Origin of the sequence: Photobacterium sp. S4TG1 (assembly GCF_036040035.1) — a bacterium.
Taxonomy (GTDB): domain Bacteria; phylum Pseudomonadota; class Gammaproteobacteria; order Enterobacterales; family Vibrionaceae; genus Photobacterium.
Genome location: NZ_JAYXUH010000007.1, coordinates 78,230 through 102,428, shown reverse-complemented (window position 1 = coordinate 102,428; position 24,199 = coordinate 78,230). Strand labels below are relative to the sequence as shown.

Annotated in this window: 19 protein-coding genes; 3 read left to right on the top strand and 16 right to left on the bottom strand. The window is 41.8% G+C overall.

The window, feature by feature from the left end; all coding sequences use genetic code 11:
* Positions 1-498: 498 nt before the first annotated feature.
* From carB to murJ, 10 genes are all read right to left on the bottom strand, one after another.
* Positions 499-3,717, bottom strand: coding sequence for a carbamoyl-phosphate synthase large subunit (gene carB, locus VXS03_RS10660; protein WP_327763691.1), 3,219 nt, complete (start codon positions 3,715-3,717; stop codon positions 499-501).
* 17 nt (positions 3,718-3,734) lie between these two features.
* Positions 3,735-4,874, bottom strand: coding sequence for a glutamine-hydrolyzing carbamoyl-phosphate synthase small subunit (carA, locus tag VXS03_RS10655; RefSeq protein ID WP_327763690.1), 1,140 nt, complete (start codon positions 4,872-4,874; stop codon positions 3,735-3,737).
* Positions 4,875-5,443: 569 nt separating this feature from the next.
* Entirely contained in the window at positions 5,444-6,253 is an 810-nt protein-coding gene (gene dapB, locus VXS03_RS10650) for a 4-hydroxy-tetrahydrodipicolinate reductase (RefSeq protein WP_327763689.1), read from the bottom strand.
* A 112-nt stretch (positions 6,254-6,365) separates the two neighbouring features.
* Complete coding sequence (ispH, locus tag VXS03_RS10645; protein WP_327763687.1) at positions 6,366-7,310, bottom strand: 4-hydroxy-3-methylbut-2-enyl diphosphate reductase; 945 nt, start codon at positions 7,308-7,310, stop codon at positions 6,366-6,368.
* 12 nt (positions 7,311-7,322) lie between these two features.
* Complete coding sequence (gene fkpB, locus VXS03_RS10640) at positions 7,323-7,757, bottom strand: FKBP-type peptidyl-prolyl cis-trans isomerase (protein WP_327763686.1); 435 nt, start codon at positions 7,755-7,757, stop codon at positions 7,323-7,325.
* A gap of 112 nt (positions 7,758-7,869) precedes the next feature.
* On the bottom strand, positions 7,870-8,376 hold the full coding sequence (lspA, locus tag VXS03_RS10635; protein ID WP_327763685.1) for a signal peptidase II: 507 nt from the start codon (positions 8,374-8,376) through the stop codon (positions 7,870-7,872).
* A gap of 158 nt (positions 8,377-8,534) precedes the next feature.
* Positions 8,535-9,059 carry a signal peptidase II gene (gene lspA, locus VXS03_RS10630; RefSeq protein ID WP_327763684.1) on the bottom strand — a complete coding sequence of 175 codons (525 nt, stop codon included), beginning with the start codon at positions 9,057-9,059 and terminating at the stop codon, positions 8,535-8,537.
* Positions 9,059-11,899 (bottom strand): isoleucine--tRNA ligase, encoded by a 2,841-nt coding sequence (gene ileS, locus VXS03_RS10625; protein ID WP_327763683.1) that lies wholly within the window; start codon positions 11,897-11,899, stop codon positions 9,059-9,061. Before ileS ends, lspA (VXS03_RS10630) begins: the two co-directional genes overlap by 1 nt.
* A 5-nt stretch (positions 11,900-11,904) precedes the next feature.
* Positions 11,905-12,867 (bottom strand): bifunctional riboflavin kinase/FAD synthetase, encoded by a 963-nt coding sequence (ribF, locus tag VXS03_RS10620; protein WP_327763751.1) that lies wholly within the window; start codon positions 12,865-12,867, stop codon positions 11,905-11,907.
* A gap of 185 nt (positions 12,868-13,052) precedes the next feature.
* Entirely contained in the window at positions 13,053-14,615 is a 1,563-nt protein-coding gene (gene murJ / locus VXS03_RS10615; protein ID WP_327763682.1) for a murein biosynthesis integral membrane protein MurJ, read from the bottom strand.
* Between the two features lie 207 nt (positions 14,616-14,822).
* Between murJ and rpsT the strand changes: the two genes are divergently transcribed.
* Together rpsT and VXS03_RS10605 are read left to right on the top strand one after the other, a co-directional pair.
* On the top strand, positions 14,823-15,083 hold the full coding sequence (rpsT, locus tag VXS03_RS10610) for a 30S ribosomal protein S20 (protein ID WP_036796485.1): 261 nt from the start codon (positions 14,823-14,825) through the stop codon (positions 15,081-15,083).
* A 149-nt stretch (positions 15,084-15,232) separates the two neighbouring features.
* Positions 15,233-15,868, top strand: a complete 636-nt coding sequence (locus tag VXS03_RS10605) for a DUF502 domain-containing protein (RefSeq protein WP_327763681.1) — start codon at positions 15,233-15,235, stop codon at positions 15,866-15,868.
* A 66-nt stretch (positions 15,869-15,934) separates the two neighbouring features.
* Here the strand turns inward: VXS03_RS10605 and nhaR are convergent, their stop codons facing one another.
* From nhaR to nhaA, 3 genes are all read right to left on the bottom strand, one after another.
* Positions 15,935-16,819 (bottom strand): transcriptional activator NhaR, encoded by an 885-nt coding sequence (nhaR, locus tag VXS03_RS10600; RefSeq protein ID WP_327763680.1) that lies wholly within the window; start codon positions 16,817-16,819, stop codon positions 15,935-15,937.
* Positions 16,820-16,936: 117 nt separating this feature from the next.
* Positions 16,937-17,179: a hypothetical protein gene (locus tag VXS03_RS10595; protein ID WP_327763679.1), complete on the bottom strand. Its 243-nt coding sequence runs from the start codon at positions 17,177-17,179 to the stop codon at positions 16,937-16,939.
* 1 nt (position 17,180) lies between these two features.
* Complete coding sequence (nhaA, locus tag VXS03_RS10590; protein ID WP_327763677.1) at positions 17,181-18,338, bottom strand: Na+/H+ antiporter NhaA; 1,158 nt, start codon at positions 18,336-18,338, stop codon at positions 17,181-17,183.
* Positions 18,339-18,863: 525 nt separating this feature from the next.
* Between nhaA and VXS03_RS10585 the strand changes: the two genes are divergently transcribed.
* Positions 18,864-20,006, top strand: coding sequence for a Na/Pi symporter (locus VXS03_RS10585; RefSeq protein ID WP_327763676.1), 1,143 nt, complete (start codon positions 18,864-18,866; stop codon positions 20,004-20,006).
* 122 nt (positions 20,007-20,128) lie between these two features.
* Here the strand turns inward: VXS03_RS10585 and VXS03_RS10580 are convergent, their stop codons facing one another.
* The 3 genes from VXS03_RS10580 to ptsP form a co-directional block, all read right to left on the bottom strand.
* Positions 20,129-20,980, bottom strand: coding sequence for a thymidylate synthase (locus VXS03_RS10580; protein WP_327763675.1), 852 nt, complete (start codon positions 20,978-20,980; stop codon positions 20,129-20,131).
* Positions 20,981-21,082: 102 nt separating this feature from the next.
* Positions 21,083-21,886 carry a sulfite exporter TauE/SafE family protein gene (locus VXS03_RS10575; protein WP_327763750.1) on the bottom strand — a complete coding sequence of 268 codons (804 nt, stop codon included), beginning with the start codon at positions 21,884-21,886 and terminating at the stop codon, positions 21,083-21,085.
* A 37-nt stretch (positions 21,887-21,923) separates the two neighbouring features.
* Positions 21,924-24,182 (bottom strand): phosphoenolpyruvate--protein phosphotransferase, encoded by a 2,259-nt coding sequence (gene ptsP, locus VXS03_RS10570; RefSeq protein ID WP_327763674.1) that lies wholly within the window; start codon positions 24,180-24,182, stop codon positions 21,924-21,926.
* Positions 24,183-24,199 lie beyond the last annotated feature (17 nt).

Genomic DNA, 24,199 nt, shown 5'->3' with positions numbered 1-24,199 from the left:
GAACCACACAATTGCAGGCATACCATTAGGCCTACCGCGAATAACAGCCATTAAAAAACTGATATAGAAGGTATTCAATAGTTAAATTGCACTGAAATATAAACGGGAAAATCGAGGAAAAATGTCGTGGATAAGTTATCGCACAAAAAGAAGGACAAAGTATTCCGAGCCTGGCAGCACGGAACTGTTACGAATACCGTTACTAGGCTTGATTTTCCACCATTATACTCGGGGGCTGGTCGGTATCGTTCACTTACATCTCCAAAAATATATCGCCTACTGCGACGACTGCATTGTACGCTATTAGTACATTGCCGCAACCAAATCTGGTCTTTTCTAAAACACAAAAAGCGATAACATTAATAATTAACTCTTTCCGGTATCGTGTAATTTAAAATAATGCCATAAAAAATAAAAAGCCGATCATTTTCATGATCGACTTCTTAACAATGACACCATCAGTGCTATTTTATAACCGATAACAACTCTGCTATGTGGTTATTTGATCATTGCATGTAGCTCTTGAATAGAGGTTACCGTATTACGATCATCGGCAGTATGTGCCAGACAAGCAGCAAAACCAGCATTCAAGGTTGTGGTGTAATTTACCTTCTCAGCGAGAGCACTACGACGTAGTACTTTTGAATCTTCAATTGCTTGACGACCTTCCGCTGTATTAACAATGTAGGTGTATTCATTATTCTTAATACGGTCAAGAATATGAGGACGGCCTTCATGTACTTTGTTAACTAAACGAGGATTAATACCCGCTTCACCTAAGATAACCGCGGTGCCGTGAGTCGCATCAAGTTGATAGCCAAGTTTGATTAACTTAGACGCTAAATCAACCACACGTTTCTTATCCCCTTCACGTACTGATAGTAGTGCACGACCACCTTCAGGATACTCTTTTCCACAACCTAGTTCAGCTTTAGCAAACGCTTCTGCAAACGTATTACCAATACCCATTACCTCACCTGTTGAGCGCATTTCTGGGCCTAACAATGGGTCAACACCTGGGAATTTATTAAACGGTAATACCACTTCTTTTACAGAGTAATAAGGTGGAATAATTTCTTTCGTAAAGCCTTGTGATTGCAGTGATTGCCCCGCCATAACACGCGCGGCAATTTTGGCAACAGGTACGCCAGTTGCTTTTGAAACAAATGGGACTGTACGCGCAGCACGAGGGTTAACTTCAATTAAGTAAACTTGGTTATCTTTAACAGCGAACTGAGTATTCATTAACCCGCGAACCCCAAGTTCAAACGCCAAGTTCTTCACTTGTTCACGCATCACGTCTTGGATTTCTTTGCTCAGCGTATAAGCTGGCAATGAACAGGCTGAGTCACCAGAGTGAACACCCGCTTGCTCAATGTGCTCCATGATGCCAGCAATAACAACTTGTTCCCCATCACAAATCGCATCAACGTCAACTTCAATGGCATCGTCAAGGAAACGGTCAAGCAATACAGGAGATTCGTTTGAAACGCTAACAGCTTCGTTAAAGTAACGACGTAAATCTTGCTCATCGTATACAATTTCCATTGCGCGACCGCCAAGTACATACGATGGGCGCACAACTAACGGGAAACCGATGATTTTTGATTTCTCAATCGCCTGTTCCATCGTCGTAACTGTTGCGTTTTCTGGTTGTAATAAACCTAAACGGTCAACAGCTTGCTGGAAACGTTCACGATCTTCAGCGCGGTCAATGGCATCAGGGCTAGTACCGATAATTGGCACACCAGCCGCTTCCAATGCACGAGCAAGTTTAAGTGGTGTTTGACCACCGTATTGAACAATCACACCTTTAGGTTTTTCAGCACGTGCAATCGCTAATACATCTTCCAGAGTGACGGGTTCAAAGTATAAACGGTCAGAAGTATCGTAGTCAGTTGATACCGTCTCAGGGTTACAGTTAACCATGATAGTTTCATAACCATCTTCACGTAATGCTAGTGATGCATGAACACAACAGTAATCAAATTCAATACCTTGACCGATACGGTTAGGGCCACCACCCAGAATCATGATCTTTTCTTTAGTGGTTGGATTTGCTTCACATTCCTCATCGTATGATGAGTACATGTAAGCCGTGTCTGATGAAAACTCAGCTGCACAAGTATCAACACGCTTGTACACTGGGTGAATATTAAATTGGTCACGCAGTTTACGAATTTCAGCTTCAGCAACACCAAGTAGTTTCGCTAAACGTGCATCTGCAAAACCTTTACGTTTCAGGCTACGCAGTGCTTGCTCATTTAAGCCCGCAAAACCTGCCGCTTTAACGCGTACTTCATCTTTAATGATGTCTTCGATTTGAACCAAGAACCAGCGGTCAATACCGGTTAGATTAAAGATACCATCAACAGACATCCCCGCACGGAACGCATCGCCGATATACCAAATACGCTCAGCACCCGCAGCCTTTAATTCATAACGAATTTTGCTCATTGCATCTGGTTCTTCAAGATCAACCATCTCGTCAAAACCGTTCGCACCTACTTCTAATCCACGTAATGCTTTGTGCAATGACTCTTGTTGGTTACGACCAATCGCCATTACTTCACCCACAGACTTCATCTGAGTTGTCAGACGGTCGTTCGCACCGGCAAACTTTTCAAAGTTAAAACGTGGAATTTTCGTTACTACATAATCGATGGTTGGTTCAAATGATGCAGGGGTTGCTCCACCTGTAATATCATTCATCAGTTCATCAAGAGTAAAACCAATCGCCAGTTTTGCCGCAATTTTAGCAATCGGGAAACCCGTCGCTTTAGACGCCAATGCTGATGAACGTGATACGCGTGGATTCATCTCGATAATAACCATACGGCCATCTTCAGGATTAATACCAAACTGTACGTTGGAACCACCCGTTTCAACACCAATTTCACGTAATACTGCTAGCGATGCATTACGCATTAGCTGGTATTCTTTGTCCGTTAGTGTTTGTGCTGGTGCAACAGTGATTGAGTCACCAGTATGAATACCCATCGGATCAAAGTTTTCAATTGCACATACGATGATACAGTTATCGTTCTTATCACGAACCACTTCCATCTCGTATTCTTTCCAGCCAATCAGTGATTCATCAATCAACAATTCACTTGTTGGTGATAAATCTAGACCGCGAGAACAGATTTCTTCAAATTCTTCTTTATTGTATGCAATACCACCACCAGTCCCCCCCATCGTAAATGACGGACGAATAATACAAGGGAAACCTACCATATCGAGCACTTTATAGGCTTCTTCCATAGTAGTTGCAGTATCTGCGCGAGGACACTCAAGACCAATGGCTTTCATTGCTTTGTCAAAACGAGAACGGTTTTCAGCTTTATCAATTGCATCAGCTGTTGCACCAATCATCTCAACATTAAATTCTTTTAAGACACCATATTTTTCAAGATCTAAGGCACAGTTAAGTGCAGTTTGACCACCCATCGTAGGTAATACTGCATCTGGACGTTCTTTTTCAATGATCTTGCGTACTACTTCCCAGTGAATAGGCTCTATATATGTAGCATCCGCCATATCAGGGTCGGTCATGATCGTTGCAGGGTTAGAGTTAACCAGAATAACGCGGTAACCCTCTTCACGCAGCGCTTTACATGCTTGTGCACCAGAATAGTCGAATTCACACGCTTGACCGATAACAATCGGACCAGCACCTAAGATTAATACACTTTTAATGTCAGTACGTTTTGGCATTTTTTACTACTCCCGGTTTAAGCGCTGTGTTTCTTAATTAATTCGATAAAGTGATCAAATAGTGGTGCTGCATCATGAGGACCAGGGCTTGCTTCAGGGTGGCCTTGGAAACTAAATGCAGGCTTGTCGGTACGATGGATACCTTGTAGAGAGCCATCAAACAGGGATTTATGTGTTGCGCGTAAGTTATCAGGTAATGTTGCTTCATCAGCGGCAAAACCGTGGTTTTGGCTGGTAATCATCACCACATCACGCTCAAGATCTTTTACTGGGTGGTTTGCACCATGGTGGCCAAATTTCATCTTCACAGTTTGAGCACCGCTAGCCAAGGCTAAAATCTGGTGTCCAAGACAGATACCAAAAATAGGTAAGTTTTTATCTAGAAATACTTTGGTCGCTTCAATCGCATAAGTACATGGCGCAGGATCGCCAGGACCATTTGATAAGAAAATACCATTTGGATTTAATGCCAATACTTCTTCAGCTGTTGTTTGTGCAGGAACAACCGTTAAACGGCAGCCACGATCAACCAACATACGCAGAATATTACGTTTAGCACCAAAGTCATACGCAACAACATGATACGGTAGTTCACTATCATCTTTCGCTGCGGGTAAACCGCCCGTTAATGTCCATGAACCTTGCTTCCAACTATAGGTTTCAGTTGTGGTCACCTCTTTCGCCAAATCCATCCCTTTAAGGCCTGGAAATGCTTGAGCTTGAGCAAGTGCTGCAGCTTCATCAAGGTGGTCACCTGCAATGATACAACCGTTTTGAGCGCCTTTTTCACGTAGGATTCGCGTTAATTTACGAGTATCAATATCAGCGATACCGACAATATTTTGCGACTTAAGGTATTCAGAAAGGGATTGTTCACAGCGGAAGTTAGAAGCGATAAGAGGAAGATCTCGAATTACCAAACCTTGAGCATGAATTGCCGTTGATTCTTCGTCTTCAGTATTAGTGCCGGTGTTGCCAATATGGGGATAGGTAAGAGTAACGATCTGTTGCGAGTAAGAGGGGTCAGTGAGAATTTCCTGATACCCCGTCATCGAGGTATTAAAAACAACTTCACCAACAGCCGAACCATCTGCCCCAATGGACACGCCGCGGAACACTGTCCCATCTTCAAGGACTAACAGCGCAGATTTGCTCAAGACAACCTCCAAAAAATAAAAATGCAATTAAAACAGATAAATTTGCAACTACCCATTCCATTTAACGCCAAAAACCCTTAACTACTGATTTTTGACAAATTGCGCAAATTCTATGGATCAGTTATCAATCTGTCAACATTTAACCGTAATTAAATTTAAATAATCACACATAGACACCATTTTCTGGCTCAAAGACTGTAAATAACAACTTTCATTGCAGGTTTAGGACTATCAAATAACATTAGTTAAAATGTAATCGATTGCCTAGGTTGCAAATACGTTAATTTAAACTAAAGCTGTGCGCAAACGATAAAATAACCAAAGATAACCACATAAAAACACACTAAACAACAAAAATCACAACCAACCGTAAGTTATCATAAGAAAAGATGGCGTTTCCCAAGCCTTTTAGTCTAGTTGATTTTTCAAACAACAACCTTACTCTTAACTTGATAATTTATGCATAATTATCTTATTAAATCACATAAAAAAAAGATCGTTCTGTTTATTTAAAGACAAAAAAAACCTGCCATAAGGCAGGTTTTTAAGTGTTTTATAATATGTAATTTCTATAGTCGGTCCAGATCGAGTACATCTGTCATAGTATAAAAACCCCCATGCTTTTGGTTTAGCCATGCAGCTGCACGTACCGCACCATTGGCAAATGTCATTCTATCTGTCGCTTTATGGGTAATTTCAACTCGCTCACCAATATCAGCAAACATTGCAGTATGTTCGCCTACAATATCGCCCGCTCGAATAGTTGCAAACCCAATCTCGTCTCGACTGCGTTCACCGGTGATACCTTCACGAGAATACACCGCGACATCACTGAGCTTATTTCCCATCGCGCCTGCGATTGCTTCCCCCATACCGATAGCGGTGCCTGATGGTGCATCAACTTTATGGCGATGATGTGCTTCAATGATCTCAATATCACAATAGTCGCCCATCACTTTGGCGGCTTTTTCTAGTAATTTAAACACGAGATTAACACCGACACTGTAATTAGGCGCCATAACAACAGCTATCTGCTCTGCCGCAGTATCAATTAATTGACGTTGTGATTCAGTAAAACCGGTTGTGCCAATAACAATTTTTTTATGGTGTTGTAGACATAACTCAAGATTGGCGAGCGTCACTGTGGGTGCAGTGAAATCAATTAACACATCAAAGTCATCAATTGCTTGACGTAAATCGTCAATAATTACCACATTTGCCAACCCAATACCTGCCAATTCTCCCGCATCAGCACCAACTAAACTTGAACCAGTACGCTCTGTTGCAACCGTTAATGTCGTTGCATTTGATGATGCAGTGGCTTTAATTAGTTGACGCCCCATTCGTCCGGCTGCGCCGGCTATCGCAATTCTGACCATTAACGTGCATCTCCTACACTATTCATAATAATATGTTCCACTGTAGCTTGTTGACTATGATAAAAAAAGCCCCAGTATTTACTGAGGCTCATTGATCACTAACAAACACTGTTTAGATATTTTTCACTTGTAATTCTCGTGGTACTTCAAAAAACATGTTTTCTTCACGACCGGATAATTCTTCAACATCAGCAGCATTAGTGAGTTGCTTAATGCGTGTAATAATTTGATTCACTAACGCTTCAGGCGCAGATGCACCAGCAGTAACACCCACGATGTGCTTGCCTTCAAGCCATTGCGGATCAATATCTTCAGCACTGTCGGTTAAAAAAGCTGGCGTGCCTAATTTCACTGCGAGCTCACGTAATCGATTTGAATTTGATGAATTTTTAGAACCAACAACAATCATCGTATCCACTTTTTCAGCCATTTCACGTACTGCATCTTGACGATTTTGGGTCGCATAACAAATGTCATCTTTACGTGGGCCTTGAATGTCAGGAAACACCTGGCGTAAACGATCAATAACATCAGCAGTTTCATCAACCGATAACGTTGTTTGACTAACAAAATGTAAGTTAGAGGGATCTTTTACGACAAGCATATCGACATCTTCTGGTTTCTCAACCAAATACATACCGCCATCATGATTAGCATATTGCCCCATCGTGCCTTCCACTTCAGGATGACCCGCATGACCAATTAAGACCACTTCCATTGCTTTTCGACTTGCACGTGCAACTTCCATGTGAACTTTGGTCACTAACGGACAGGTAGCATCAAAGACCGTTAATTGACGTGCTTTCGCTTCATTCCTAACCGCTTGTGATACCCCATGTGCTGAAAAGATAACAATATTGTCATCTGGTACTTCCGTTAGGTTTTCGACAAAAATAGCACCGCGCTGCTTTAGCCCTTCAACAACGAAACGGTTATGAACCACTTCATGACGCACGTAAATAGGTGGCTGATACATTTCTAATGCACGCTCAACAATGCTAATCGCACGATCAACACCAGCACAAAAACCACGGGGATTTGCGAGTAAGATTTTCATCAATAATGGCTCTTAACGTTCAATGGAGACAACTTCGACCTCAAAGGTAACTGTTTTGCCTGCTAATGGATGATTAAAATCAACGGTGACTGAATCACCCACTACTTGTGTAATTATTCCAGGAATATCATGTCCATCAGGGCCAGTAAAAGCAATTATACGCCCCACTTCTGCAGGAGTATCTGCGCTAAACTTACTCAGTGCGACATGATGAATATTATTAGGATTTGAAGGGCCAAAGGCATCTTCAGGGGCTAAATCAAACTGTTTTTTTTGTCCTACCGTTAACCCTAGCAAACATTTTTCAAAGTTCTCAGTTAGGCTGCCATCACCGATACGAAAGATCACCGGTTTAGCATTAGCAAATGTTGATTCAGCCACGGTTCCATCAGCTAATTTGATTGAGAAGTGCATTAACACTTCGCTATTATCCTTGATCACTGACATATATTATTCCCTACTCTTAGTTACTACTATTTAACAACAAAGCGCCGCGGGTATCAACGTATGGACACTAGGGTTTTATCGCTACGCACGGATAACACTCTGCTTTCAAACTTCAACTCTGCTTTTTCAGGCTACTTAATAGATATAATATTACGCCAAAAAAAATAGCTACATCTGCTAAATTAAAAATAGCAAAGTGATGGTTTTTATAATGAAAATCTAGAAAATCAATCACAAAGCCATACTGTATACGATCAAAAAGATTACCCAGTGCGCCGCCAATAATGAACGCACAACCAATATTATGTGCCGTTTGAGTAATTGAAGCCTGTCGCATTTTATAACTTAAAAAACCACAAGCAACGATAGCAATCAGGGCAAATAACCACCGTTGCCACCCGCCTTCAGCACTAAGAAAGCTAAACGCTGCCCCCGTATTATGAACATAATAAAGGTTCATAAATGGCAACACTGTAATGGGAGTTGAGCCATTAACTGTCATGGTGCCAATAATGAAAACCTTGCTCAGGTAATCAATCATAAAAATAATCATTGCCAACCATAACCAACGAAGGCCTGAGCGTTGATCAAATTTTAAGTGTAACTTTACGTTAGACATTTGATACTCCTTAATGATGCCATGGGTATGCCACAACAAACGAGCAACGTCACCGTCTGCAATTTGTTATTTTCAAACATAAGCCATTAGAATATTTACAAAAAAAAACGCCACCAGTCGAAACAGGCAGCGTTTTATTTTTAATGACAGCTTAAAACTTAATGAGCTTTAACGGCTTTATCAGCTTTAAAGCCATCAAGAATTAACAATACAGCACCCAAACAAATGGCTGAATCGGCAATATTAAATGCAGGCCAATGATAACTACCGTAATAGAAATCAAGAAAGTCGACCACAAAACCATGGTAGAGGCGATCAAATAAATTACCCAACGCGCCACCAATGATCAGTGCATACGCAATATTGGCCATCTTATTGGTTATTGGCGTACGACGCATCCACAATGTTAATAAGCCACAAACACCAAACGCAATAGCTGCAAACAACCATCGTTGCCAACCACCCGCACTACTTAAAAAACTAAATGCGGCACCAGTATTGTGCACATACAGTAAATTAAAAAACGGCGTGATCTCAATCCGGTTTGGCCAGCCATAGCCCATCGTGTCCATCACCAATAGCTTAGTGCCATTGTCGATAATAAATACCAGAATCGCTAACCATAGCCAGCGAATACCCGATTGTTTAAGCGTCAACGCTTGCTGAGGTGCTGAATTAGTCATTAGGCAAATTTACGCTCTTCGCCGTCGCCATCGATGTTAGTAACACAACGACCACACACTTCTTCGTGTCCAGCAATTGTGCCTACATCAGCAACATGGTGCCAACAACGCTCACACTTCGCAGCTTCTGATGCAGCCACAGTAACAAATAATCCTTCGATATCTGTTTCTTGTGCGCCTTCTGGCTTGCTATCAGCAACCACTACTTGTGCTTTTGATGTTAGCAATACAAAACGTAATTCGTCTTCTAGCTTATTCAGTTTCGCAGCAAGATCAGCATTAGCTGTCAGCGTTACTTCCGCTTGTAGTGAACCACCGATAACTTTTTCGCTACGTGCAGTTTCAAGTAACTTATTCACTGCACCACGAATTTGTTGAATCTCAGTCCAGAATTCGTTATTTAATTCTTCGTTCTCAGCAAGACCAAATAAACCATCGAACCACTCGCCAGTAAACACGAATTGATCACGTTTACCTGGCATTTCGTTCCAGATTTCATCAGCGGTGAATGACATGATAGGTGCCATCCAACGAACCAGTGCTTCTACGATGTAGTAAAGCGCCGTTTGACAACTACGTTGTGCATGACCACCACGTTTTGCTGTGTACTGACGGTCTTTAATTACATCTAAATAGAAAGAACCCATTTCCACTGAACAGAACTGCATTAAACGCTGAGTTACCGTGTGTAGGTTGTAGTCTTCGTATGCTTTAACGATCTCTTCTTGAGCCGCCATTGCACGGCCTACAGCCCAACGATCTAGCGCAACCATTTCTTCCACAGGCACACAATCAGTTTCAGGATTGAAGCCATTTAAGTTAGCTAAGAAGAAACGTGCAGTGTTACGAATACGACGGTAAGCATCAGCAGAACGCTTTAAGATCTCGTCAGAAACCGCAACTTCACCCGTGTAATCTGTTGATGCAACCCATAGACGTAGAATATCTGCGCCAAGCTTGTTGGTTACATCTTTTGGTGCAACCACGTTGCCCACTGATTTCGACATTTTACGGCCTTGACCGTCAACCACGAAGCCGTGTGTTAACACTTGCTTGTACGGGGCTTTGTCTTTCATCGCAACAGATGAAATCAATGATGACTGGAACCAACCACGGTGTTGATCTGAACCTTCTAGGTAAAGATCTGCTGAGTGACCATTAAACTCAGGACGGCTATCAACCACAGAGAAATGGGTAACACCAGAGTCAAACCATACGTCTAATGTATCTAGTACTTTTTCGTAATTTACCGCATCTTCTGCACTCATTACGTCAGTCAGTTCTAGATCCCACCAAGCTTGAATACCCTTTTGCTCAACAAGCTGTGCTACTTTTTCAATTAGCTCAGATGTTTGCGGGTGAAGCTCTTGCGTTTCTTTATGAATAAATAAGGCAATTGGCACACCCCAAGTACGTTGACGAGAGATACACCACTCAGGGCGACCTTCGATCATACCTTCGATGCGGCTTTGACCCCACTCAGGCATCCATTGTACGTTCTTGATCTCAGCTAGTGCTTTAGTACGCAGACCTGCTTTATCCATAGAGATAAACCATTGTGGCGTTGCACGGAAGATAATTGGCGTTTTATGGCGCCAGCAATGTGGGTAGCTGTGAGTGATTTTAGAGAAATGTAATAATGAGCCGTGTTCACGTAATACATCTACAACGGCTTCGTTTGCTTTAAATACGTGTTGACCAGCAAAGATCTCAGTATCAGGTAAGTAAACGCCGTTGCTGCCCACAGGGTTAGCAATTTCAAGGTTGTACTTTTGACCTACCACGAAGTCTTCTTGACCATGGCCAGGTGCAGTATGTACACAACCAGTACCAGATTCAGTCGTTACGTGATCAGCTAGCACTACGGGTACATCAAAGCTGTAGAATGGGTGATTAAAGCGCATTAGCTCTAATTCTTCACCTTTACAGAAACCTAGGATTTCTGACTCTTCAAAGCCAACACGTGCCATTACTTCTTTTACAAGCTCTGCCGCTACGATTAAACGTTGTGGTTGAGTGTGTACATCTGTAACAGGTGTTTGTACCAATGCGTATTCAAGATCAGCACTCACAGCAACACCGCGGTTAGCCGGCATTGTCCATGGTGTCGTTGTCCAGATAACAATCGACACGTCGCCTTCACCTTGGTCAGCAACACAGCCAAACTTCGCTAATACCGCAGCTTCGTCTACCGCTTTAAATTTAACGTCAATAGATAGCGATACTTTATCTTGGTATTCAACTTCAGCTTCAGCCAATGCAGAACCACAATCAGTACACCAATGAACAGGTTTAAAACCTTTAAGTAGGTGATCTTTATCTGCGATTTTACCTAGTGCACGAATGATGTTCGCTTCAGTGCCGAAATCCATTGTACGGTATGGCTTATCCCACTCACCTAGAACACCTAGACGCATGAAACTTTCTTTTTGACCTTCAACTTGGCCAGCCGCGTAAGCACGACATTTTTCGCGGAATTCAGCTGCCGTTAATTTTTGACCCGGCTTACCAAATTTCTTTTCTACCATTAATTCAATTGGTAGACCATGACAGTCCCAACCAGGGATGTACGGTGAATCAAAGCCAGAAAGCGTCTTTGATTTAATAATAATATCTTTAAGAATCTTGTTTAACGCGTGACCGATGTGAATATCACCGTTAGCGTAAGGAGGGCCATCGTGTAATACGAAAGATTTTTTACCTTTCTTAGCTTTACGAATTTCACCGTAAAGATCTTCATCATACCAACGCTTAAGCATTGCAGGCTCACGTTGAGCTAGGTTGCCTCGCATCGGAAACCCTGTTTCAGGCAGGTTCAGGGTATCTTTATAGTCACTCATGGATTCTAGATTCCGTTACTTGGGCGAAGTTGGACATTATTACGCTCAGACAGCCACACCCGTGCTGCTTGAGCATCTCGTTCGATTTGTAATTTCAGCGCATCGAATGATTCAAATTTTTTTTCGTCACGCAACTTATGGCGTAACACGACTTCAAGCTGACGACCATAAAGATCCGCTTGGAAGTCAAACAGGTGTACTTCAAGTTGTTGTCGTACACCTTTTACCGTTGGTCGGTGGCCAACATTAGCCACACCTGCAATAGGCGCGGCGGTAATACCCAATACTTCGACCGCATAAACCCCTGCGACAGGCGTTACGCGACGTTTAAGTGGAATATTAGCTGTTGGAAAACCGATAGTACGGCCTAATTTTCTTCCGTGTGAGACACGGCCACGAATACTGTACGGTCGACCAAGCATTTGTTCTACTTGATCTAACTCATTATTCGCTAAAGCTTGACGAATTGCGGTACTGCTTACTCGCTGCTCTGAAACACAAAAACTTGTTGTACTAATTACTTCAAATCCGTATTTCTTTCCAGCCGCCACCAGCATCGCAAAATCACCACGTCGCTCTTGACCAAAACGAAAGTCATCACCAATAACCAGAAATTTAACACCCAATTGCTTTACCAACAAGCATTCGACGAAATATTCAGCAGTCATTGATGCAAAATGATGATTAAAATTAACACACAATAATCGATCAATGCCGACTTTTTTCAATTCTACATATTTCTCACGAAAACGGGTCAACCTTGCAGGGGCTTTATTTCCCGCAAAAAGCTCTTGTGGTTGCGGTTCAAACGTCATTACCGTAGCAGCTAACCCCATTGAGTGCGCTTTAGCAATGACTTGTTTAAGCAACGTTTGATGGCCAAGATGGACACCGTCAAAATTGCCAATAGTTAGCACGCAGCCATGATGGCGTGGCTGAATATTGGGTATACCTCGAATTAATTCCATAGGTAATTTAATTATGCCAGTACTCATAAGGCTATTTGCTCATCCTACAATCAGATCATTTGTTTATATGATGACCAATAACAGCCAAAAAATTAATAACTACGGTAACTAACTCACCACCATTACGATTAAAAATCACGTTTAAGCGCAAAGCTGGTGAATTATATACTACTCAGCGGTTTCAATCAGCTCTCTGCACGCAGATGGCGCGGGCGAACACCCAAAATAATTGCGCACAACAGATAAACACCACTACCGCCCAAAATTAAGCCAAATAGCCACACCACACGATCAAACAAATGGAAAGCTAACCATTGTTCGCTCGAAGGACTAAACCAGACTAATCCACCGACCATGACGGCACCAGCAACCACTAGTCGCAGCACAAATAATAATGTTTGGCGGCTCACTCGGTAAATGTTTTCTTTATGTAAACCTCGGTATAGCAACCCTGCATTCAGCAAAGCCGATAATACACTCGCAATAGAAAGACCGACATAACCATAGAATGGCGCAAATATACCGTTAAAGACCATATTGCTGACCATGGCAATAATACCAATTTTCACAGGCGTTTTGGTATCTTGACGTGCGTAATAACCTGGCGCGAAAATTTTAATCAACATGTAGTTAAGCAAACCTGCGGATACCACCCACAGTGACATTGCTGTTTGGTTAACATCATAAAGATCAAACTCACCCCGCATGAACATTACCATCAACATTGGTTTGGCCAAGGTAATCATACCGAGCATGGCAGGAATACCCAAGATCAACACCATTCGCACTCCCCAATCCATCGTATCTGCGAATTGTTGAGGTGACTTATCAACATGTTTGCGAGATAAGGCAGGTAAGATCACGGTGGCAATCGCAATACCAAATAAACCCAGCGGAAATTCTAATAATCGATCAGAGTAATATAACCAGCTGATTGAACCCGTCATTAGAAAGCTGGCAATTAACGTATCAAGCAATAAGTTAATTTGAGTCACTGATACGCCAAACAAAGCCGGTAGCATCAATTTACGTATTTTAGTGACTCCAGGGTCATTCCAGCCCCACTGTGGTCGAACTAAATACCCCTCGCGATATAAAAATGGCAATTGAAAACAAAATTGCACCAAACCACCGATAAAAACACCAAGAGCTAAACCAATTTCAGGTTTGGCTAGATGAGGCGCAATAAACACCGCACAGCCAATAATGGCGATATTAAGAAACACCGGCGTAAACGATGAAATCGCAAATTTACCTAATGTGTTTAAAATAGCACCAGATAATGCGACAAAAGTCACAAACCACAAGTAGGGAAAAGTAATTTTCAGCAATAAACTGGCTAACTCAAATTTTTCAGCTCCGGGAGACGTACCCTGTATCCAATCCCAAAACCAACCAAAACCAAACAATGCCGTAACAGCACCGGATCCTAATACCCCGACCAAGGTCACGATGGTAACAATGCCACCCAGTGTTCCCGCAGCTCGTGCAATTAATAATCGGGTTCGATCAACATCGCCTGCAGCATGGTACTCAGTTAATACTGGTACAAAGGCTTGCGAAAAAGCCCCTTCAGCAAAAAGACGGCGTAAAAAGTTAGGAATTTTGTTGGCAAAGAAAAAAACATCGGCCGCAGCCCCTGCTCCCATGAGGTTAGCCACCACCACATCTCGGACCAAACCGAGCACGCGAGACACTAAAGTCATGGCGCTAACTATCATTCCAGAGCGTAAAAGACGCTTACTCACAAAAAAACCTCATAAAAGATGTTCAGAAAGGTGACTTCTGAATCGAAATACTGGTAAAATCTGTCGCCATATTAACCGTGTTAATCCGCAAGTGCCAACTAGATTGGTATGGCGGTTATTTGCACGAATCATTTGACAATGATTAAGATTAAGGGCATAGTCCTCGGCCTTAAATTGTCACCATACCAAGATTTGGGAGTTACACCCTTGGCAAATATCAAATCTGCTAAGAAACGTGCACTAACTTCAGAAAAACGTCGTCAGCATAACGCTAGCCGTCGTTCTATGATGCGCACTTTCTTCAAGAAAGTAATTATCGCTATTGAAGCTGGTAATAAAGAAGCTGCAACACAAGCTTTCGCTGAAATGCAACCTGTTATGGACCGCATGGCTACTAAAGGCCTGATCCATAAGAACAAAGCTGCACGTCACAAAGCTCGTCTAACAGCGAAAATCAAAGCTCTTTAATTTTAATTAATGAGTCTAGATTAAAAAAAACCGACCTTAGGGTCGGTTTTTTTATATCTATTTATTAGCCATTGCCTATAAAACTAGCATTTAGAAACAAAATATTGTTACTTTTATGGCTGAATTTATTTCACATCTTCGAGCATAAAATGAAAAAAACGCTATTACGCGGCTTGTTCAACGTTCTGCCGCTAGTATTAAGTATTTGGTTATTTTGGTCACTTTTTGAGTCATTAGATGAAGTAGGCAGTTTTTTATTTGGCCTTGTTCACATCACCGAACTCTTCAAAGGTGCTGGTTTTTTACTCATTCTAATTTTATTGTTCGTTGCGGGATTACTTTTTTCTGTTAGCCCTATTGCATGGCTATATGATTTTGTTATTCGCCAATTGATGCGTTTCCCATTTTTTAAAACGGTTTATAGCAGTATTAATGATATTGCCTCACTGATGAGCAGTGACAATAAAAATAAAAGCCAACAAACAGTGTTAGTACATCAAGCCAATGATACCTATGTGGTAGGGTTCATTATGTCTAATGACACGCCAGAGCCGCTTACAAACGCATTACCAGATGGAAATTGGGTACCGGTGTTATTTCCACTCAGCTATCAAATCGCGGGGATTACAACACTGGTAAAACGCGAAGATTTAACGCTTGTTGATTGGTCATTTGAAGACGCAATGCGTTACAACTTAACCGCAGGTATTTCAATCTCAGCCAAAGACAAAGAAGAGAAAGAGAAAATCACTACCGACTCTGCCACAACAAAAGCACCGTTATAGTCGTAACAATTAACGCCTTATTATTTATATTTGAAGTATATAAGGCGTTAATAGAGCATAAATACATTAAAATAATGTACTAAAATCAGCCGCACAAATGCGTTTTACCGCCGGATGCATGATCATTCGCTCTGCAAAAATAACAAAATATTCATCACAAATATCTGTCACTCGCTTTACTTCATACAATCGGCTATTACTGGTTAATTCATCAGCATAAATGGACGGCGCGATAAACATCGATTTATGGTAAAAAGCAAACGCCTTCATTAACGCGGCATCATCAAACTCGCCTAGAATATTTGGCGTTATACCCTGCTGATCAAACCATTGATGTAATTTGCGTCCCATTGCAGAGCGCCGACTTGGTACCAATAACTTGTAATCTTCAATACAGGCTGGAAAATCTGCATCAGATAAATCGTCAGTACAGAAAAAACTCATCGCTGATTCACCCAGTTTTTTACTGTATAAACCTGGGTTTTGAGTCGAACTGACTGGACAATCGGACAAAATCATATCTAATTTATGTTGGGATAACTGCTCTAACAGCATTTCGTGGGTCGATTCAAAACAGCTTAATTGAATTCGCTGATCGTTAGGAATACCTTCTAGTAGCACTTGACTCACTAACCGTTTTGACAAAGCATCAGCCACCCCAACTTCAAATAATTGGTTATCACGTTGAGTATAATTAATTCGATCAAGCATTTGATAACTCAAATCAAACATCTTATCCGCATATTTAAACACTAATTGGCCAAGTTCAGTGGGTTCAATATTGCGCCCAACACGTTTGGTTAACTTGCCTTTGAGGCGATCTTCTAATGATCGAATTTGACCCGTCACCGTTTGTGGGGTTAGAAATAATGCATCAGCCGCTTTGGTTACTGAGCCTTGTTTGCAGACCATCCAAAAATAATAAAGATGGTTATAGTTTAAGTGAGACATTGCCGCTATTTTAAATAAAAAAACCCAGCGACAAAGCTTACGCTGTGCCTCTGGGCTGTTCAATCTTTGACGGCAGAATTTACAATAAAATCAAACCAAGATCGTATTTAACCGTAATTAACGTTGCTGTCGTTCTAAGTTACGTACGCGTTCACCACCACGTTGTTCTAATGCTCGTTGGCGAAATGTACTTTCATTATCAACCGTCGTCGTTTTTACGACAGTTGCTTTGGCATCGCTCATACCTTTTAAGTACGCTTGACATAACTCAGAACGATCGTCATTAACACACTGCTGATAATTTGCAGCAACACTTGGCAGTGAAAATAAACACGTGAAAATTACTAGCAACGTTTTCATATTACACCTCTGATTTAGGTAGTGTTTTACTCAACATAACGTAACCAACGATAGCGGCAACCGTTGAACCTAATAAGATTCCAAGTCGTGAATAAGTTGCAAAACTCTCGTCTGCACCAACAAACGCCAATGATGAAATAAAGATCGACATCGTAAAACCGATACCGCACAGCACTGACACTGCAAAAATATGCTTAAAGTTGATGCCGTCCGGCAATTTAGCTAATCCCGTTTTCACCGCAATAAGACAAGCAGTAAAAATGCCAACAGGCTTACCAATAAATAATCCAGCCGCAATACCCACAGGTAACATTGACGATAGACTTGCCATTGATACTCCTGTTAATGAAATACCCGCGTTTGCAAACGCAAATAATGGCAAGATTAAAAAAGCAACATAAGGATGTAGTGCATGCTCGATAGTTTTAAGTGGAGAATGGGTATCTGCTCGTCCATCTTTACCCGCTAATGGCACCGCAAAACCTAACACAACACCCGCTAATGTGGCATGAACACCCGATTGCAGCACGCTGAACCATAAAATAGCACCAACAATTAAGTATAGTGGAATGCTGGTGATATTTTTGAGGTTCATAAGCACAAGTGTTGCCGTTGCAGCAAAGGCCACGGTTAATGCAATGGTCGATAAATCAGAGCTATAGAATAAAGCAATAATAACAATTACGCCTAAGTCATCAATGATTGCTAACGCTAATAAGAACACTTTTAGGCTTACAGGCACACGGTTACCCAGTAATGCCATCACGCCAAGTGCAAAAGCAATATCGGTTGCAGCAGGAATAGCCCAACCTTTAACTGCCATTGGATCGCCATAATTAAATGCCGTATAAATTAACGCTGGCGCAATCATGCCACCTACTGCAGCAATCGCCGGGAAAATAGCTTTTTCTTTAGTATTAAGTGCACCTTCAATAAGCTCACGTTTAACTTCTAATCCAATTAAGAAAAAGAAAATCGCCATTAAGCCATCATTGATCCAATGTGCTACTGATAATCCGGCAATATAGCTGTGTAGCGTATCAGTGTATAACGATGCCAACGGAGAGTTAGCAATAACCATTGCAATTAACGCCGCGATAATAAGAATAATACCGCCAGCTGATTCTAATTTAAGAAACTTACGAATAGCATCGGTCATTAACCGTTACTCCTTTAACTATATTTTTCACGCGATCCAAGCAACCCTAACTTATAGGTTAGCTAAATACTTGGTCATCTCAATTAAATTTAGTGTAAACGTCAGTCTTACCAACTGAAAAATCGTTTGTATAGATATAAATACTCGGTAAAACCGAAAGGTTGTAGTTATAGCGCTACTATATCCGCACTGTTAAGTTGTCGTCATTCATTAGATTTATACTAAAAACAAAATAAATCGCAAAATTTTACTTTTAATAAGCATATTTTTATAATTTTTAACTCTAAAAACTAAAAATATCGAAAACCATTAAAAACCAATTAGAAACAATCTACTAGGGCGTATTAATGCAACCTGACATTGTATAATTTAATCGGTTGCTCTCTCACTTTGCTGACAAACCCCAAACAAATATCCATTTATGACACTCAGTGTAATATTTCTGAAATATAACCAAACTACTATTCACGCAGATTTCAACAAAATGACACCAAAACGACATATTCCTGTCATGGAGAAATGATTATGACTACCCAAGCCACTACTGCTGCATCTAAGTTCAGCTCTATGCGTTGGGTCCGCTGGGCCAACCTAGCGTTCATGCTATATTTGTTACTCGTTGCTGTATCTATGGTCAGCGGCGGCTTTAAATGGTCTGTAGGCGAGCAAGCAAAAACCTTATTTGAGTTTGCCTCTCACCCTGTTGCAGGCTTAATGATTGGTCTGATTGCTACCGCACTTATTCAATCATCAAGTACAGTAACCTCAATTATCGTTGGTCTTGTGGCGGGTGGTTTACCTGTCGAAACGGCTATTCCAATGGTAATGGGTGCTAACATTGGCACCACATTAACCAATACATTAGTTAGTTTAGGTCACGCTCGTTGTAAAGAAGAATTCCGCCGCGCATTTGCAAGTGCCACGGTACATGATTTCTTTAACTTATTAGCAGTAGCCATTTTCCTACCATTGGAAATGATGTTTGGTATTCTTGATAAGTTATCTGGTTGGTTAGTTTCACCGTTCTTAAAAGCGGGTGACATGAGCATGAACGGCATGGATTTCATGAAGCCGTTAACACAACCAGCTGTTGATTTAGTAAAAGGTCCACTAGAAGTATTTGGTCATAACGGTGGTTTTGGTCTGATCGTTCTAGGTATTGCGTTAATTTTTGTCTCTATCACGTTAATGGGTCGCCTAATGCGAGGCCTAATGGTAGGTCGTGCACGTGATATTCTAAAGAGCGCAATCGGTCGTGGTCCATTACATGGTATTGCTTCTGGTACTGCGGTAACCGTACTTGTACAGTCATCATCAACAACAACAAGTTTAATGGTACCTCTTGTTGGTACAGGTGTATTAACAGTACGTGAAGTTTACCCATTTACTCTTGGTGCAAACATCGGTACCTGTATCACAGCGCTACTAGCAGCAACGGCTGTATCTGGTGAACACGCAGTGTTTGCACTACAGATTGCGCTGGTACACTTATGCTTTAACGTGTTAGCGACAGTATTGATTTACGGCGTACCGTTCTTACGTGAAATTCCACTTAAGTGCGCGTTCTTCCTTAGCGATTTAGCAACGAAGAACAAAGCCGCTGTTGCGGGTTACCTTGGCCTAGTGTTCATTGCTATTCCAGGTTCAATCCTAGCGTTTACAGCGTAATCGCGACGCTAAACATTACAACAGTTAAATAAAAAGCCCCGCATAAGCAATTGTGCGGGGCTTTTTGTTATCTCTAATTTACCATCAATAAATTATGCTCATCGAGCTAGATAATCGTATTGTTATACTGAAAATGGATATTGAATTGGCGCATGATGCTCATAACCCACCACTTCAAAATCATCTAAGGTTACCCATGTTTCTAAATCTTCTAACGAAGTGATCTTAGAGTTAATAATTAATTGTGGTGATGCAAATGGTGTACGGGTTAGTTGCTCATCGCGCATTAATGGTAATTGATCTTCATAAATATGAGCATTAATGATTTTATGGTAAGCCTGACCCGGTTTTTTACCGGTGATTTGAGCCATTAACGCCAGTAACGTAAACACTTGAACTTGATTAAAATTAAGCCCTAACGGCACATCACAAGAACGTTGAGCACTGGTGAGATACAACGTATCCCCTAACAATGAAAACGTGTGAGTATGCATACATGGGCGCAAACACCCCATATCAAACTCACCTGGATTATAAAACGTCAGAATTTCACCACGATCATCAATGCCCTTGGTTAGATCATCAACAATTTTCTTGAGTTGATCGATAACTGTACCATCGGCCTTTTGCCAACGACGACCTTGAACGCCATAGACTCGTCCCATATCATCTTCACCTTTACGGTGCGGGTTATCGAGCCATGCTTGGTTATCATTGGCATTGGCATTCCACGTATTACAACCAATAGCACGAAATTGTGCCGCGTTATCATAACCGCGTAAGTAACCTAGCAATTCAGCAATGGCGGCTTTCCAAAAACTTTTACGGGTAGTAATTAGTGGAAACTGATTATTAGCAACATCATAGGTTAAATCAGCATTAATCACTGTCAGGCAACGTTTGCCAGTTCGTTCATTTCCAATCCACACACCGTCATCAACGATCCGCTGACACAACGCCAAGTACTGTTTCATTTGTCCTACCCGTTAAATTAATGACGCCTAGCAAAAGCTAGGCGTCTAAAAGTCGTTACTCTTAATTCTATCAGAAGATAACAAAATTAAATCTAGCCGATATCAACTCAAGAACATTTTAATACTGATAATAAGCAGCAATATCGCAAACAGCTTTTTAAGCGTTGCTGTTGGTAAACGCGTCACCAATGCCGCACCATAGCGAGTGGTAATCATTGAAGTGGCGGCAATCCCTACTAATGCAGGTAAATATACATAGCCCAGGCTATATGCCGGTAAATTAGCACTACCGACACCAGCAAAAATAAAACCAATCATGCCTGAAATGGCAATCAGGAACCCAACCAGAGAAGCCGAACCAATAGCCCGTCGCATTTCAATGCCAAAATAGCTTAAATATGGCACAGTTAATGACCCGCCACCAATACCTGCTAAACTGGATAATAAGCCAATCACACCACCGCCAATCGCTGATGCCAGCGGACTCGGAAGTGGTCGAGAATGGGTAACTCGCAACGATAACATCATTTGTAGAGCAAGCAGCAATACGATCACTGCAAACACTTTTGGCAAATACTGCGCAGGCACTAATTCCGCCACCACACTGCCGCCAAGACCACCAATAATAATGCCAGGCGCCAACACTTTAACCACTGAAAAATCAACATTTCCCAATCTAAAGTGATTGCGGGCAGAAGCCATTGATGTCATCACAATGCTCGCTAATGAGGTTGCTAACGCAATATGCATTAACATTGCAGGTTCAATACCTATTTTAGGCAATAGCCATACCAATGCCGGTACCACTAGCAAGCCACCGCCAATGCCCAATAATCCAGCTAACACCCCCACCACGGAGCCTAAGATTAAACACATCAAAAACAGCCACATCACGCTTTCATGCATCATAATCACCCACACATTTTTTCACACTACACCACCGTTATTTATTACCCGCACGAATAAAACCACCTAGGTGATATTGTTCAATAAATGCTGTCGTTAATTGACGAACATCATCAGCAACATCAACTTGTAGCGCCTGAGTTGCTAATGATGTCATATCTGAACCATTAATATGCCGTAAAATATATTTAATTTTCGCAACATTACGCGCATTCATACTCAACGAACGATATCCCATACCAACTAACAACACCGCTCCAACAGGATCGCCCGCCAACTCACCACAGACACACACAGGTAATTGATACCGTTTAGCGCTATCGACAATATGTTTTAAGGCATGTAAAACTGCGGGGTGAAGCGCATCATAGACACTCGCTACCCGCGCATTATTACGATCAACGGCCAATAAATATTGGGTTAAATCATTACTCCCCACTGAGATAAAATCGACCCGTCCAACTAAAGCATGCAATTGATATAACATCGACGGCACTTCAATCATGATACCTATTCGAGGCTTATGCAGCTGTTGTCCTGCCGCTAATGCCGTTTGAGCGACATCGGTATATGCTCGTTCAATTATGGCTTTAGCATCATCGAGTTCATTTATCCCCGAAATCATCGGCAATAAAATATCTAAATTAGTCAGCCCAATACTTGCTCGCAGCATGGCACGTACTTGAATCATAAATATTTCAGGGTGATCAAGCGTAAACCGAATGCCACGCCAGCCAAGAAACGGGTTATCTTCTTCAATGGATAAATAAGGTAATGGTTTATCACCACCAATATCTAATGTTCGCATAACCACAGGTTGGTCGGGATAAGTGTGCAAAATAGCGCGATACTGGTTAATTTGTTCTTCTTCAGAGGGAAAGCTACGCTGCAATAAAAATGGGACTTCAGTGCGGTATAAACCGACGCCATCAATACCTTTGTTTAATGCTAAATGCGAGTCTGCACTTAATCCGGCATTAATATGTACCATGATCCGCTGCTGATCTTTGGTTACTGCATGTTGTTGTTGATCGCATTCAACGATCTTTTCAAGTTCATCATCTTCGCGTAATAAACGGCGATACTCAGCCAACACATGCCGATTAGGATTAACCAGTAAATCGCCACGATAGCCATCAACGACCACCAGATTGCTATGTACTGTTTGAGGCGTAAAATCGACCCCCATAATGGTCGGAATACCCAAGGCTCGCGATAAAATAGCGGCGTGAGAGTTAGCCGCGCCTTCTTGAGCAACCACTGCTGCCAATTTTCCAGCAGGTACGGTAGCTAACATTGCTGCTGTTAATTCACGGGTTAATAATACAATGGGTTCATTCCACTGCTGCTCATTAGGCTTGTCATCACATAAAAAATATAATAGCCGCTGCCCTAACTCTCGAATATCACGCGCTCGCTCTTTAAGGTAAAGATCTTTCATGTTGGCAAAGCGGTTAGAATAAGTCTCAACGACTTGTCTCACCGCCCATTCAGCTTGATCTCCCCCTTCGATATGACGCTTGAGATCCTTACGTAACAAAGGATCATTGAGAAGGTGACTAAACAAGTCAAAAATGGCGAGGGTTTCTTTCTGTAAATCGCTATCAAACCGCTTTCGTAACCGCCTAAATTCTTTACCGGCAGAATCTATCGCAATAGTTAAGCGTTCTTGTTCTGCATGACAATCTAAACACGATGCTGGTGCCACATGCTCTAACAATGGTTGTGTGTCATCCCACCATGCTTTGGCAATCGCGACACCACTTGATGCAGCCGATCCGGTTAGATGAAGTCGATGCCCTTTTTCAAACCACATACCTTGTGCTTTAGCGTGCGCTAAAATTCCCGCCAACTGAGCAGCGAGCGTGACTAAAAAAGATTCTTCACTTTCAGTAAATTCACGTTGCTCGCGCTGCTGAACAACAATAACACCGAGAACTTGGCGTTGATGAATAATGGGAGTACCAAAAAAGGATCGAAAAGATTCCTCTCCGATCCCTGGTAAATGCTTAAAGCGGGGATGTACTCGAGCATCAGCGACATTTAATGGTTCAGCTCGTTGGCCCACTAATCCTACTAACCCTTGATCAAAGCGCAAGCTAATACGCCGTCGAGATTTATTCAGTCCCTGTGTCGCCATCAGGGTATAAACCTGACGCTGATGATCAGCAATGTACACCGAACAACAATCGGTTTTCATTACCAAAGTAGTATTTGAGACTAATTGATCTAATGCATCAATCAATGTGTGAGCGCTGACAACCTTGTCAACAATTTCTCTTAGCTGTGTCAGCATAACGAGCCTTTAATTGT

What these genes read in the sequence shown, in the direction of transcription:
- carB (WP_327763691.1), bottom strand. Translation starts at nt 3,717, where the DNA reads ATGCCAAAACGTACTGACATTAAAAGTGTATTAATCTTAGGTGCTGGT.
- dapB (WP_327763689.1), bottom strand. Translation starts at nt 6,253, where the DNA reads ATGGTCAGAATTGCGATAGCCGGCGCAGCCGGACGAATGGGGCGTCAA.
- ispH (WP_327763687.1), bottom strand. Translation starts at nt 7,310, where the DNA reads ATGAAAATCTTACTCGCAAATCCCCGTGGTTTTTGTGCTGGTGTTGAT.
- fkpB (WP_327763686.1), bottom strand. Translation starts at nt 7,757, where the DNA reads ATGTCAGTGATCAAGGATAATAGCGAAGTGTTAATGCACTTCTCAATC.
- lspA (WP_327763685.1), bottom strand. Translation starts at nt 8,376, where the DNA reads ATGTCTAACGTAAAGTTACACTTAAAATTTGATCAACGCTCAGGCCTT.
- lspA (WP_327763684.1), bottom strand. Translation starts at nt 9,059, where the DNA reads ATGACTAATTCAGCACCTCAGCAAGCGTTGACGCTTAAACAATCGGGT.
- ileS (WP_327763683.1), bottom strand. Translation starts at nt 11,899, where the DNA reads ATGAGTGACTATAAAGATACCCTGAACCTGCCTGAAACAGGGTTTCCG.
- ribF (WP_327763751.1), bottom strand. Translation starts at nt 12,867, where the DNA reads ATGGAATTAATTCGAGGTATACCCAATATTCAGCCACGCCATCATGGC.
- VXS03_RS10605 (WP_327763681.1), top strand. Translation starts at nt 15,233, where the DNA reads ATGAAAAAAACGCTATTACGCGGCTTGTTCAACGTTCTGCCGCTAGTA.
- nhaR (WP_327763680.1), bottom strand. Translation starts at nt 16,819, where the DNA reads ATGTCTCACTTAAACTATAACCATCTTTATTATTTTTGGATGGTCTGC.
- VXS03_RS10595 (WP_327763679.1), bottom strand. Translation starts at nt 17,179, where the DNA reads ATGAAAACGTTGCTAGTAATTTTCACGTGTTTATTTTCACTGCCAAGT.
- nhaA (WP_327763677.1), bottom strand. Translation starts at nt 18,338, where the DNA reads ATGACCGATGCTATTCGTAAGTTTCTTAAATTAGAATCAGCTGGCGGT.
- VXS03_RS10585 (WP_327763676.1), top strand. Translation starts at nt 18,864, where the DNA reads ATGACTACCCAAGCCACTACTGCTGCATCTAAGTTCAGCTCTATGCGT.
- VXS03_RS10580 (WP_327763675.1), bottom strand. Translation starts at nt 20,980, where the DNA reads ATGAAACAGTACTTGGCGTTGTGTCAGCGGATCGTTGATGACGGTGTG.
- VXS03_RS10575 (WP_327763750.1), bottom strand. Translation starts at nt 21,886, where the DNA reads ATGCATGAAAGCGTGATGTGGCTGTTTTTGATGTGTTTAATCTTAGGC.
- ptsP (WP_327763674.1), bottom strand. Translation starts at nt 24,182, where the DNA reads ATGCTGACACAGCTAAGAGAAATTGTTGACAAGGTTGTCAGCGCTCAC.